An 11,857-nucleotide genomic window follows, 5' to 3' on the forward strand; every position below is an offset into this window, starting at 1 on the left:
CGCTCCCCGCTGCGGGCACCGGCGCTGGCCCTGCTGGCCCTGCTCGCGCTGCTCCTGCTCGCCACGGCGCTGCAGCAGGCCGGGCTGGTCGGCAGCCCCGGGGACGACCCCGGCGCGGCCCCCGCAGCCGCGAGGCCCCCCGCGCACGATGTGACAGGCTCCCCCGGGACCACGGACCACGAGGACGGAACATGACGGACCAGACGACAGGACAGCCCCGGCTCGTCGGTGGGCGCTACCAGCTCGTCGAGCAGATCGGCCGCGGCGGCATGGCCGAGGTGTGGTCGGCGCACGACAACCGGCTCGGCCGCAGCGTCGCGGTCAAGCTGCTGCGCACGGACCTGGCCCGCGACCCCTCGTTCCAGGCCCGCTTCAAGCGCGAGGCGCAGTCGTCGGCCTCGCTCAACCACCCGGCGATCGTGTCGGTGTACGACACCGGCGAGGACACGGCGCTGGACCCCTACGGCGCCCCCGCCCCGCAGCCGTACATCGTCATGGAGCAGGTCCACGGCCGGACGATCAAGCAGATCCTCCAGGAGTCGTCGCCGCTGGACGTCGACGACGCCATGCGCATCACCGTCGGCGTGCTCGACGCCCTGCAGTACAGCCACCGCGGCGGGATCATCCACCGGGACATCAAGCCCGGGAACGTCATGGTCACCGACGCCGGCGAGATCAAGGTCATGGACTTCGGCATCGCCCGGGCCATCGCGGACACCTCGGCCACGATGACCGGCACCAACGCCGTCATGGGCACCGCGCAGTACCTGTCGCCCGAGCAGGCGCGCGGGGAGACCGTCGACGAGCGCTCCGACCTGTACTCCGCCGGCTGCCTGCTGTTCGAGCTGCTCACCGGCCGGCCGCCGTTCGTCGGGGAGAACGCGCTCGCGCTGGCCTACCAGCACGTCGGCGAGACCCCCCGCCCGCCGAGCAGCCTCAACCCCGAGGTGCCGCCGGACCTGGACTCCGTCGTGCTCCACGCCCTGGCCAAGTCCCGCGACGCCCGCTACCAGGACGCCTCGGCCTTCATCGCCGACCTGGACCGGGTCGCCACGGGCCTGCCCGTCCAGGCGTTCTCCGCCGCCGCCGCCGCCGGCGGTGCGGCCGCCGCCGCGGTCCCGCTGGCCGCCACCTCCGCGCTGACCAGCCGCATGCCTCGCACCGCCCCTGTCCCCGTCGTCGGGCCCGACCCCGGCTGGCCCGGCGAGCTCGACGACCGGCGCGCCCGCCCCGAGGACGAGCCGGAGAAGAACCGGACCTGGCTGTACGTCGCCCTCGTCCTCGTCGCCCTGGCCGCCATCGCCGGGCTGCTGTTCGCGTTCCTGGGCGGCAGCCCCGAGGACGAGGTCGAGCAGGTCCGCATGGTCGACGTCGTCGGGCTCCAGCAGGCCGACGCCCGCGCCCAGCTCGAGGCGGCCGGGTTCACCGACATCACCGTCACCGAGGACACCGAGGCCGACGCCGAGTCCGGGGTGGTCACCGCCCAGGACCCGCCGCCGTCGGACGCCGTCACCACGGTCCCGGTCACCACGCCGGTCACCCTCACCGTGGCCGTGGGACCCGACCAGGTCGTGGTCCCGCCCCTCACCGGGCTCTCCCAGGCCGAGGCCCGGGATGCCCTGGTCACCGCCGGGCTCACCTTCGCCGGGACGGAGGAGGCCGACGACGCCACCTCCGCGCGCGGGCTCGTGCTCGGCAGCACGCCGGCCGCCGGAGAGACCGTCGAGGAGGGCTCGGACGTCACGCTCGTCCTCGCCTCGGGGCAGAACACCGTGCCCCAGGTGGTCGGCCTCGGTCAGGCCGCCGCCATCGCCGCCCTGCAGGAGGCCGGCTTCGAGGTCGTCACGCAGGACGAGGAGAGCCCCGAGGCCCCGGGCACCGTCCTGGCGCAGGGCGGCACCGAGAACCGCCGCCTCGACATCGGCGAGACCGTGACGCTGACGCTCGCCGTCGCGCCGCCGCCCCCGCCGCAGACGGTCACGGAGATCTTCACGCCGCCGCCGTCGGTCGAGCCCTCCGTGCCGGCCGAGCCGTCCGCGGAGCCCTCCGGCGAGCCCACCGGCTGACGAGGCGGGCCGACCGGGTCCGGCCCGGTCCTCCGGAGCAGTCAGAGCCGGCCCAGCACGACGAGGCGCGCCGTCCCCACGGGGGCGGCGCGCCTCGGTCGTCCGTGGGTCAGCGGGCGACGAGCGGGCTGAGCCCCTCGGCCCGGGCGGGCGCGTCGGTGTCGCCCAGCACGGCGAGCCAGTTGGCCAGCAGCAGGTGCCCGCCCTCGGTGAGCACCGACTCGGGGTGGAACTGCACGCCGTACAGCGGCAGCGAGGTGTGCTGCAGCGCCATGATCACGCCGCCGCCGGTGCGCCCGGTCACCCGCAGCTCGTCCGGCACGGTCTCGTCGACGACCGCCAGCGAGTGGTAGCGGGTCGCGGTGAACGGCGACGACAGGCCGGCGAGGACGCCGTCGCCCTGGTGCAGGACGGGGCTGGTCTTGCCGTGCAGCAGCTCCGGCGCGTGCGTGACGGTGGCGCCGAACGCCTCGGCGATCGCCTGGTGGCCCAGGCAGACGCCGAGCAGCGGCTGCCCGTTCTCGGCGGCGCGGCGCACCGCCGCCACGAGGATGCCGGCCTCCCCGGGCGTGCCGGGCCCCGGCGACAGCAGGACGCCGTCGTAGCCGTCGATGTGCTCGGGGCCGACCTCGTCGTTCCGGACCACGTCGACCCGGGCGCCGAGCTGGCGCAGGTAGGCGACCAGGGTGAAGACGAAGGAGTCGTAGCTGTCGACGACGAGGACGCGCGGGCCGACGGCACCGGCGGTGGCGCCCTCCGTGGCGTCGGGTCCGGTGGGGTCGCTGCCGTCGAGCCGGGCGGGGTCGGGGCTGGTGCTCATGGCGCGGTGTCCTCCACGGTGGTGTCGTTGAACGGCACGTACGGTGCCACGGCCGGGAACAGCCACACGAAGCAGGCTGCGACGACGGCGGTCGCGAGCAGGAGCGCGAGCAGCAGCCGCACACCGGTCGGGCCGGGCAGGGCCCGCCACAGGGCGCCGTACACCTCAGCCCGCCCCGGTCTGCGTGCCGGCGGCTGTGCCTGTGCCGGCGGCGGCCAGGACCGCGGGCGGCCCGTCCCGGCGGGGGGTGGACGACTCCAGCAGCGCGTGGACGACGTACCGCTCGCGCGCGGAGAACATCGGGTGGCAGGAGGTCATGGTGAGCCAGGCCTCGGTCGGGGTCTCGCCGGGCCGGTCCGGCACGGGCGCGATGACCTCGACGTCTCGGGGACGGACCACCTGGCTGCCGGTCACCCGGTAGACGTGGAACGCGGTCGGCGTCTCCACGACGACGGGGTCGCCCTCGACCAGGTCGGCGATCGGGCCGAAGGGGGCGCCGTACGTCGTGCGGTGCCCGGCGACCGCGAAGTTGCCGACCTCGCCCGGCATCGCCGCGTCCGTGTAGTGCCCGACACCCTGCTGGAGGACCTCGGTCCCGGTGCCCTCGATGACCGGACGGACCCAGCCGTCGCCGAACGCGGGCACCCGCAGCACGGCCAGGGCCTCCGCGGGGAGGTCCTGCAGCGCGGCGGGCGGCCCGGGCGCCGGCGCAGGCCCGGCGGGCTCCGGGGCGGCGGGGGCGCCGGCGTCCCAGCTCTCGAGCAGGGCGGTCGTCGTGCGCTCCTGCGCGCGCTCGGCGACCACGTCGGTCCACCACAGCTGCCAGGCCAGGAACAGCAGGACGAGGACGCCGGCGGTGACGAGCAGCTCGCCGAGGGTGCCGACCGCGACCCGGACGGCGCTCACGCCGGACCCGCGGGGGTCACGTGGTGCGGACCTCGGCGTACCGCATCTCCAGCGGGCCGGAGTAGGCGGGCAGCTCGGCCTGCTCGACCGCGTCGACGTCGTAGCCCAGGCCGAACGCCTCGACCGCGGCCTCGTACCGCCCGACCGCCTCGGAGGACTCCAGGGCCGCGAGCAGGGCGTCGGGGTCGCCGACGGCGGTGATGACGTACGGCGGGGAGTAGGGCTGGCCCTGCAGGCTGAGGGTGTTGCCGATGCAGCGGACGGCGCTGGTGGAGATGACGCGCTGGTCCATGAGCTGCATCGCCTCCGCGCCGCCGAGCCACAGCGCGTTGACCACGGCCTGCACGTCGCCCTGGTGGACGACGAGGTCGTCGGGGCGGGCCAGGGCCGCGCGGCCGCGGGTGAGGTCGGCGTCGTCGAGCACCACGCGCACGGCGGGACCGGTGACGGCCTGCATCCCGGCCGCCTCGCCCATCCGCACCACGGTGGCCTCGAGCTCGGGGTCGGCGCCGCGCGCCCCCTCCTCGAGCGAGGCGACCTCGGCGCGCAGGCCCTCGACGAGCGTCGTGCTGCGGGCGGCGCGGTCGCGCTCCTCGCCGACCAGGCTGGCCAGGTCGGCGGTGTCCCCCCGCAGGTCGGTGCCCTGGGCGGTGCTGCCGGAGGCGACGAACAGCAGGCCGGCGGCGCCGAGGACGAGCGCGACGCCGGCCCCGGGGCCCTGCCGGAGCCGGGAGAGCAGGGTGCCGCGCACCGGCGCACCGGGGACCTCCGCGACGGTCTCGCCCGTCCCGGTCCCCTGCTCGGCGGGGTGCGGCCCGCTCTCCTGCTCCATCCCGGCCATTGTCACCCCTCGTCCGGGGTGCGCGCCGCCGTACCCTGTGCGCGAGCGCCCGGGACGTCCCGGGTCACCGTCGACCGAGGAGCGCACCGTGCCCGAGTCCCGCCGCCGCAAGAAGCCGGCGTCCGCCACCCCCTCGACCGGGTCCAGCGTGTCCTCCTCCGGCGCGCTCCCCACGCCGAACCCGCGCTGGTGGGCGCCGGTCATGGTGGCGCTCATGGTGGTCGGGCTCGTCTGGATCGTCGTGTTCTACATCACCCAGCAGGCGTACCCGGTGCCGGGCATCGGTCTGTGGAACCTGGGTATCGGTTTCGCCATCGCCATGGTCGGCTTCCTCATGACCACCCGCTGGCGCTGACCGTCCTCCCGCCGCCCGGCCAGCACCGGGATCCCGGGCCGACGGAGCCCTGACCTGCGGAACTACACGGGTGGAAGTTGTCCCCAGCGGTCATCCACAGTGTGGATAACCCGCCCGCGACCCTCGTGAGGCGTCGACCGGGTCAGAGCAGGACGGACGGGTCGACGAGCGCCCAGCGCAGCACCGTCACCCCGACGAGCACGCCGGCCACGGCGACGAGGCCGAGCACCTGCCAGCGGGTGCGCCGGCGCCGCGGGGCCAGGACGAGGACCGCGCCGACCATGAGCCCGCCGACCAGCCCGCCGACGTGGCCCTGCCACGAGATGCCCGGCAGCAGGAACCCGGCGGCCGCGAGGACGACGAGGACGCCGACCTGCGAGCCGACCCGTCGGCCGCGGCGGTGCTCCAGCAGCACGCCGGCGCCGAGCAGGCCGAACACGGCCCCGGACGCGCCGACCGTGGTCCCGTCCCACGCCCCGGGCGCGACGCGGGTGAGCCACAGCACGCCGACGGACCCGGCGACGGTGGCCAACGCGAGCAGCACCCCGTAGCGCCAGCGGCCCAGCACGTGCTCGACCTCCCGGCCGATGCTCCACAGCGCGAAGCCGTTGAGGAGCAGGTGCAGGGGCAGCCCCGGGGAGTGCACGAGGCCCGCGGTGAGGAAGCGCCACGGCTCCGCGCGCGACAGGATCGGGACGAAGCCGAGGGTGCCGGTCAGCTGCGGCACGGCCAGCTGACCGAGGTAGACCAGGACGAGGACACCCAGGACGACCTCGGTGACCACGGGGCGGCCGCCGCCCAGGCGCGCGCCCGCGACGGTGCGGGCCGCGGCGGCCGGCTGGGCGCGCACGCAGTCGACGCAGTGCACGCCGACGGCGGCGGGGCGCTGGCAGTCGGGGCAGACCGGCCGCTCGCAGCGCTGGCAGCGGACGTAGCTGACCCGGTCGGGGTGGCGGGGGCAGACCGGAGGGGCCCCGCTGGGCCGGCCGGGACCGTCGGTCCCGGCCGGCCCGGAGGCGTCAGGAGAGCTCGACACCGGTGATGGAGATGTCCTGCAGGGGCCGGTCACGCTGGTCGGTGGCCGTGGTGGCGATCGCGTCGACGACGGCCTGGGACTCGGCGCCGACGACCTTGCCGAAGATCGTGTGCTTGCCCTGGAGGTGCGGGGTGGGCGTCACGGTGATGAAGAACTGGGAGCCGTTGGTGCCCTTGCCCATGCGCTTGCCGGCGTTGGCCATGGCGAGCAGGTAGGGCTCCCCGAAGGTGAGCTCGGGGGAGATCTCGTCGTCGAAGGTGTAGCCCGGGCCGCCGGTGCCGGTGCCGAGGGGGCAGCCGCCCTGGACCATGAAGCCGTCGATGACCCGGTGGAAGGCCAGGCCGTCGAAGAACGGGTCGGTGCGGGTGGCGCCCGTGGTCGGGTCGGTCCACTCCTTCTCGCCGCTGGCGAGGCCGGTGAAGTTGGCCACCGTGCGGGGGGCGTGGTTGCCGTACAGCTCCACCGTGATGTCACCGGCGGTCGTGCGGATGGTCGCAGTCTGCGTCGCAAGCATGCGCCCAGTGTCTCAGGCGCCGCGCGGAGCGCAGGACGCGAGGGCGTGACCCGCCGACGGCTGTGCACGCGGGGCCCGCGACCGGCAGGATGGGCCGCCGGGGCACCGTGTCCTGTGCACGACGACGACCTCGGGAGGATGCCCATGTCGAGGACGACCATCAAGGCGCGCAAGGCCGAGAAGGAAGCCGCCCGCGCCGCCGAGCAGGCGACCGCCGCAGCCGGTGCGGCTGCCCGTGCTGCCGCCGCAGCCGGTGCCGCCGCGGAGGCCGCGACCCGGCTCCGTGTGGGGGCCCGAGGCTGGGCCGAGCCCAAGGTCCGGCTCGCCGCCGACTACACGGCACCGCGCGTCAAGGCCGCCACCGACTACGCGGCGCCGAAGGTCAAGCTGGCCGGCGAGCGGGTCGAGGCGGAGCTGCGCCACGCGGCCGAGGCCACCGCCCAGTACGCCGCCCCCCGCGTGGAGGCCGCCGCGACCCGCATCGCCCCCGCCGTGGACACCGCCCGCGACACGATCGTCGACGGCTGGCTGCCCAAGGTCGTGGAGACCGTCGGCACCGCGGCGACCGCCGCGGCCGCCGCCAAGGCCACCGCGGGCGAGCGTGGCGCCGGTGCCGTGCAGGTGCTCAAGGGCGACGCCGTCGCCAGCCCCAAGGTCGTCGCCAGGTCCCGCCGCGGCCGCCGCCTCGTGCTCTTCCTGGGCCTGTTCGCGGCCCTCGGCGCCGTCGTGGCCGTGCTGCTGCGCCGCAAGGACGACACCACCGACCCGTGGGCGCAGCCGTACCCGACGTACCCGCCGGCCCCGGTGCAGCCCACGACGACCCCGTCCGACGCGAGCCCGGCCGTCAACCCCTCCGCCGTGGAGCCTGTCACCCCGGGCCCGCTCGACGAGGCCGGCGCCGGCGCGGACGACATCCTCGAGACCGACATCGCCGACATCGCCCCCGGCGAGCACACGGTGACCGACGACGGCGGCACGCGCTCCTGAGCACCTGACCCACCCGCAGTCCCGCACGACCGCACGCCCAGGGCGCCGTCCTCCTCGCGGGGGGCGGCGCCCTCGTGCGTCGGGGCCGGCTCCGCGCGGCTGCCGGCGACCCCGTCCTCCCGGCGGGCCGGCGGTCCCGGTCCGGCCGGCCCACCGGCGGTCCCGGTCCGGCTACCGTGCCCGCGTGCTGGTCGACCGGGCCCTCGTCGAGCGCCTCGAGCACGTCGAGGCGGTGACCACCGCGCACCTGGTCGACGCGCTGGTCGCCACCGGCTCGCGCGACCCGGTCCCGGTCGCCGTCCCCCTGGCGGGCGGCGTGCTCGTGCTCACCGGGCCGGCGCGCTACGTCAACCGGGCGGTCGGGTCGACGCTGGGCCCGTTGTCCGCCGACGACCTCGCGCTCGTCGTCGACCGGAGCGCCGCCGCCGGGGTGCCCGCGGCCGTGCAGCTGTCGTCCTGGGCGCCGGAGGCCACGACGGCGGCGCTCCGCGAGGCCGGGTTCGCCCCGGTGTGGTGCCGCTCGGTGCTCGCGGTCCCGCTGACCAGCGGTCCGGTCACGGTGGGTGCTCCGCCGGGGGACGCGCTGCGGGCGGGGGCGCCTCCGGGCGACGCCGTCCCAGGAGACGCTGCGAGAGAAGACGGCGTCACAGCCGGCGCCCCGCCCGCCGACCGCGTCGAGGTCGTCGCGGTCGGGGACGACCCGGGCCTGGCCGCCGCGGCGGCGGACGTCATGGTGGCCGAGGCGCTGGCGGACGGCGGCGACCGGTCGACGAGCGACGAGTTCATGGCCGCGGACCGGGTGTGCCGGGGGACCACCCAGCTGCTCGCGCTGCTCGACGGCCGGCCCGTCGGCTGCGGCTCGCTGACCGTGGTCGAGGACGAAGGCACGACCACCGGCTGGCTCGGCGCCGCCGCCACGGTGCCGTCCGCGCGGCGCCGGGGCGTGCAGACCGCGCTCGTCCGCCATCGGCTGCGCCTCGCCGCCGTGGCCGGCTGCGACGTCGTCGGCGTCACCGCCTCGGTCGGCTCGACCTCTGCGCGGGTGCTGCAGCGGTGCGGGGCGGTGCTCGTCGAGGACCAGTGGGTGGTGCAGCGCGGCTGAGCGCCCTCGGCAGGTCAGCCGCCGACGTGCACCAGCGGTCGTCTCTCGGGGTCCGGCTCGTTCTCGCGGAGGATCTCGCGGACGACCGGCGGGGTGTCGCCGCGGCCCAGCAGCAGGTAGCGCAGCAGGTGGCCGACGGGGTTGCCCTCGGTCCACTGGAAGTGGGCGTGCGGGCGCACCCCCGTGGCGTCGCGCAGCGCGAGCAGGATCGCCGCGATGGCGTTGGGCGCGGCCGGGCTGCAGGCGCGCAGCACCCGGTGCCCGTCCACCTCGACGCCGTGCACCCGCAGCACGTCGCTGAAGCTCGACGGGTCGACCACGTCGATCTCGAGGAAGATCACGTCGTCCACGCCGCTGAGGGGGTTGATCGCGCGCTGGCTGCGCTCCTTGTCGCGGTACTCGTCGCCGTCCCCGGACTCGCGCCGGTTGCCGACGATGTTGAGCGCGCCGTCGTGCAGCAGCGAGTCCGCCACCCACTGCCGGGCGGTCTCGTCGAGCTCGACCCGGTCCGCCCGCAGCTCGGTCGTCCGCAGGACCCGCGACACGAGCGAGACCACGATGATCCCGGCGATGAAGCCGGTGGAGATGGCGATCCCGTCCGGGGCCTCGATGACGTTCTCCACCAGCGCGTACAGCAGCACGAGGGTGAGGACGGCGAAGGCGGCCGTGGCCCGGCGGCGACCGCTGCGCCCGGCGGAGATGGTCACGGCGACGGCCGCCGACACCATCATCGCGAGGATGCCGGTGGCGTAGGCGCCGGCCTGCGCGTCGACGTCGGCGTCGAAGACGACCGTGATGAGGATGCTCAGCCCGGTGAAGACGAGCACCACCGGACGCACCGCCGTGGCCCACTCCGGCGCCATCCCGTAGCCCGGCAGGTACCGCGGCACGATGTTGATGAGGCCGGCCATCGCCGACGCGCCCGCGAACCACAGGATGAGCACGCTGCTCACGTCGTAGGCGGTGGCGAGCCCGGTGCCCAGGTTCTCATGGGCGAGGTATGCCAGGGCGCGGCCGTTGGCCTCGCCGCCCGGCTGGAACTCCGCGGGCGGGACGAGCAGCGTGGTGACGGTGCTCGTCGCCAGCAGGTAGACGCTCATGATGAGCGCCGCGGTCGTGAGCAGCTTCCGGGTGTTGCGGACCCGCGAGGCCAGCCGCTCCTCCGCGTCCGCCCCGTCCACCTTGAGCAGCGGCATCATGCTCACGCCGGTCTCGAAGCCGGACAGGCCGAGGACGAGCAGGGGGAACGCGAGCACCGCGGTGAGCAGGACGTCGCCGACGCCCGTGCCGCCGGCGCTGAGTCGCTCCGTCCAGCCCGTGACGGTGGCGGGGTCGCGGACGATGCGCGCGAAGCCGTCCACGACGACGACGGCGTTGAGCGCCAGGAACACGCCGACGACCGGGATCGCCACGACGACCGCCTCGGTGAAGCCGAGCAGGAACACCCCGCCGAGCACCAGCAGCAGCGCCACCGTGATGCCGACCTCGTGGCCCTCGAGCACCTCCGGGGCGTACGGGTTCTCCAGCAGGTGCACCGTCGCGTCGGCGCTGGACAGCGTGATCGTGATGATCCACGAGGTGACGACGAAGCCGAGCAGCACCAGGACGAAGAGCTTGCCCTTCCAGAACGACAGCAGCCGCTCGAGCATGGCCACCGAGCCCTGCCCGCCCGGGCTCTCGTGGGCGACCCGGCGGTACATCGGGAGCATGCCGAGCAGCGTGAGGGCGACGATGAACAGCGTGGCCAGCGGCGACAGCGCGCCCGCGGCGAGCGCGGCGATCCCGGGCAGGTACGACAGCGTGGAGAAGTAGTCGACGCCGGTGAGGCACATGACCTTCCACCAGGCCTGCGGCGCGTGGCCGCCCGCGCTCTCCGGCCCGACCGGCTGCACCCGGTGCCGGAGCAGCCAGCGGGTGGGCCGGTGGACGGGGGCCCGGTGGCGCTGGACGGTGGAGATGCTGACCGGGATGGCCGAGCAGTCCGAGGTGATCATCGACCGGCTCTCTGGGGACCTGGGCGTCGGGACGGCTGTCGCAGCCCGACGGACAACGATGCCACCGTGGTCGGCGCCCCCCGGGCCGTCCTGAGCTCCCCGGCCGTCCGGATGTCGTCAGGACCCCGGACGCCCGCGGACGGCCGCCCGCCGGCCTGCGGTCAGAGCCAGCCGTTGCGGCGGAACAGCCGGGCCAGGCCCAGGCAGACGACGAGGATGAGCAGCAGCACCGCGGGGTACCCGAACCGCCAGCCGAGCTCGGGCATGTACTGGAAGTTCATGCCGTAGATGCCGGCGACGGCGGTCGGGACGAGGGCGATCGCGGCCCACGCGCTGATCTTGCGCATGTCCTCGTTCTGCCGGACCGCGGTGCGGTTCTGCCGGACGCTCACCTGCGCGAGGTCGGCCGACAGCACGTCGGTGAGGAGCCGGTCGTGGCCCTCGACCCGCTCGGCCGCCCGTTCGGCGTGGTCGTGGACGTCGCGGAAGAACGGCCGGAGCGCGGCGGGGACGTGCGGGACGTCGGTCTCGGTGAGCCGCTGCAGCGGGCGCTCGAGCGGCGCGACGGCACGGCGGAACTCGAGCACCTCGCGCTTGAGCTTGTAGATGCGCTGGGCGTGGTCCTCCTCGTCGCCGCCGAAGACCTGCCCCTCGATCTGCTCGATGTCGATGTCGATGGCGTCGGCGACCTCGTCGTAGGCGTCGACGACCCGGTCCGCCGCCGCGTACAGCACGCCGGCGGGGCCGTGGGCGAGCAGGTCGTGGCCCTGGCCCGCCTGGTCGAGGTCCCGGCGCACCCCGGCGAGGACGTCGCTCACCCCGTGCCGCACCGTGACGACGAAGGTGCGGCCGACGAAGACCGCGATCTCGGCCGTCTCGACGACCTCCTCGCTGTCGACGTAGCGGATCGGCTTGAGCACGGCGAAGAGGACGTCGCCGTACACCTCGAGCTTGGGGCGCTGGTGGGCCTTGACGGCGTCCTCGACCGCGAGCTCCGGCAGGCCGAACACCGCGGCGATCTCGGCGAACTCCTCGGCGCTGGGCTGCTGGACGCCGACCCAGACGAAGCCGCCGCGCTGCTCGGCGCTGGCCACGGCCCCGTGCAGCGGCAGGCGCCCCTCGACGCGGCCGTCGGGTGTGTAGACGGCACAGTCGCCGACGGCCCGCTCCGCGTCGGTGGGGCCGGCGTCCGGGCGGGGCGCGGCGTGCGGCCGGTCGACGGCGTGCGCGGTCGCG

At 75.5% G+C, this 11,857-nt stretch carries 13 protein-coding genes; 5 read left to right on the plus strand and 8 right to left on the minus strand.

Features of this window, described 5'->3' with window-relative positions; translation table 11 throughout:
• Both WCS02_RS11865 and pknB read left to right on the plus strand, forming a co-directional pair.
• A partial coding sequence (locus tag WCS02_RS11865; RefSeq protein WP_340293342.1) for a hypothetical protein occupies window positions 1-195 on the plus strand: 195 nt, incomplete at its 5' end.
• Window positions 192-2,066: a Stk1 family PASTA domain-containing Ser/Thr kinase gene (gene pknB / locus WCS02_RS11870; protein ID WP_340293345.1), complete on the plus strand. Its 1,875-nt coding sequence runs from the start codon at window positions 192-194 to the stop codon at window positions 2,064-2,066. The genes WCS02_RS11865 and pknB, both read left to right, overlap by 4 nt.
• A 109-nt stretch (window positions 2,067-2,175) precedes the next feature.
• On the opposite strand, the gene WCS02_RS11875 is transcribed toward pknB, so the two are convergent.
• From WCS02_RS11875 to WCS02_RS11890, 4 genes are read right to left on the minus strand one after another with little or no spacing between them, the layout of a single operon-like run.
• A complete protein-coding gene (locus WCS02_RS11875; protein ID WP_340293348.1) occupies window positions 2,176-2,886 on the minus strand; it encodes an aminodeoxychorismate/anthranilate synthase component II in 711 nt (236 codons plus the stop codon).
• Window positions 2,883-3,050: a hypothetical protein gene (locus WCS02_RS11880; RefSeq protein WP_340293350.1), complete on the minus strand. Its 168-nt coding sequence runs from the start codon at window positions 3,048-3,050 to the stop codon at window positions 2,883-2,885. Before WCS02_RS11880 ends, WCS02_RS11875 begins: the two co-directional genes overlap by 4 nt.
• A 1-nt stretch (window position 3,051) precedes the next feature.
• Window positions 3,052-3,792 carry a class E sortase gene (locus WCS02_RS11885; RefSeq protein ID WP_340293352.1) on the minus strand — a complete coding sequence of 247 codons (741 nt, stop codon included), beginning with the start codon at window positions 3,790-3,792 and terminating at the stop codon, window positions 3,052-3,054.
• A gap of 16 nt (window positions 3,793-3,808) precedes the next feature.
• Entirely contained in the window at window positions 3,809-4,624 is an 816-nt protein-coding gene (locus tag WCS02_RS11890) for a DUF881 domain-containing protein (RefSeq protein ID WP_340293354.1), read from the minus strand.
• Window positions 4,625-4,721: 97 nt separating this feature from the next.
• Here WCS02_RS11890 and WCS02_RS11895 point away from each other — a divergent pair, with 97 nt between their 5' ends.
• Window positions 4,722-4,988 (plus strand): cell division protein CrgA, encoded by a 267-nt coding sequence (locus tag WCS02_RS11895; protein WP_340293356.1) that lies wholly within the window; start codon window positions 4,722-4,724, stop codon window positions 4,986-4,988.
• Window positions 4,989-5,130: 142 nt separating this feature from the next.
• On the opposite strand, the gene WCS02_RS11900 is transcribed toward WCS02_RS11895, so the two are convergent.
• Window positions 5,131-5,838, minus strand: a complete 708-nt coding sequence (locus WCS02_RS11900; protein ID WP_340293359.1) for a rhomboid family intramembrane serine protease — start codon at window positions 5,836-5,838, stop codon at window positions 5,131-5,133.
• Between the two features lie 169 nt (window positions 5,839-6,007).
• Entirely contained in the window at window positions 6,008-6,538 is a 531-nt protein-coding gene (locus WCS02_RS11905; protein WP_340293362.1) for a peptidylprolyl isomerase, read from the minus strand.
• A 144-nt stretch (window positions 6,539-6,682) separates the two neighbouring features.
• Here WCS02_RS11905 and WCS02_RS11910 point away from each other — a divergent pair, with 144 nt between their 5' ends.
• On the plus strand, window positions 6,683-7,525 hold the full coding sequence (locus tag WCS02_RS11910; protein ID WP_340293364.1) for a hypothetical protein: 843 nt from the start codon (window positions 6,683-6,685) through the stop codon (window positions 7,523-7,525).
• 184 nt (window positions 7,526-7,709) lie between these two features.
• Window positions 7,710-8,627, plus strand: coding sequence for a GNAT family N-acetyltransferase (locus tag WCS02_RS11915; protein WP_340293367.1), 918 nt, complete (start codon window positions 7,710-7,712; stop codon window positions 8,625-8,627).
• 14 nt (window positions 8,628-8,641) lie between these two features.
• On the opposite strand, the gene WCS02_RS11920 is transcribed toward WCS02_RS11915, so the two are convergent.
• The gene (locus tag WCS02_RS11920) at window positions 8,642-10,621 is read right to left on the minus strand and encodes an APC family permease (protein ID WP_340293370.1); all 1,980 of its coding nucleotides are present in this window, start codon (window positions 10,619-10,621) and stop codon (window positions 8,642-8,644) included.
• A gap of 161 nt (window positions 10,622-10,782) precedes the next feature.
• On the minus strand, window positions 10,783-11,857 hold a 1,075-nt coding region (locus tag WCS02_RS11925; protein ID WP_340293373.1), incomplete at its 5' end, for a magnesium and cobalt transport protein CorA.

It is taken from the genome of Aquipuribacter hungaricus (genome assembly GCF_037860755.1).
GTDB lineage: Bacteria > Actinomycetota > Actinomycetes > Actinomycetales > JBBAYJ01 > Aquipuribacter > Aquipuribacter hungaricus.

Bases quoted from the DNA above. Each gene is read 5' to 3' on its own strand.
- pknB (WP_340293345.1), top strand. From the start codon at position 192: ATGACGGACCAGACGACAGGACAGCCCCGGCTCGTCGGTGGGCGCTAC.
- WCS02_RS11875 (WP_340293348.1), bottom strand. From the start codon at position 2,886: ATGAGCACCAGCCCCGACCCCGCCCGGCTCGACGGCAGCGACCCCACC.
- WCS02_RS11890 (WP_340293354.1), bottom strand. From the start codon at position 4,624: ATGGAGCAGGAGAGCGGGCCGCACCCCGCCGAGCAGGGGACCGGGACG.
- WCS02_RS11905 (WP_340293362.1), bottom strand. From the start codon at position 6,538: ATGCTTGCGACGCAGACTGCGACCATCCGCACGACCGCCGGTGACATC.
- WCS02_RS11910 (WP_340293364.1), top strand. From the start codon at position 6,683: ATGTCGAGGACGACCATCAAGGCGCGCAAGGCCGAGAAGGAAGCCGCC.
- WCS02_RS11920 (WP_340293370.1), bottom strand. From the start codon at position 10,621: ATGATCACCTCGGACTGCTCGGCCATCCCGGTCAGCATCTCCACCGTC.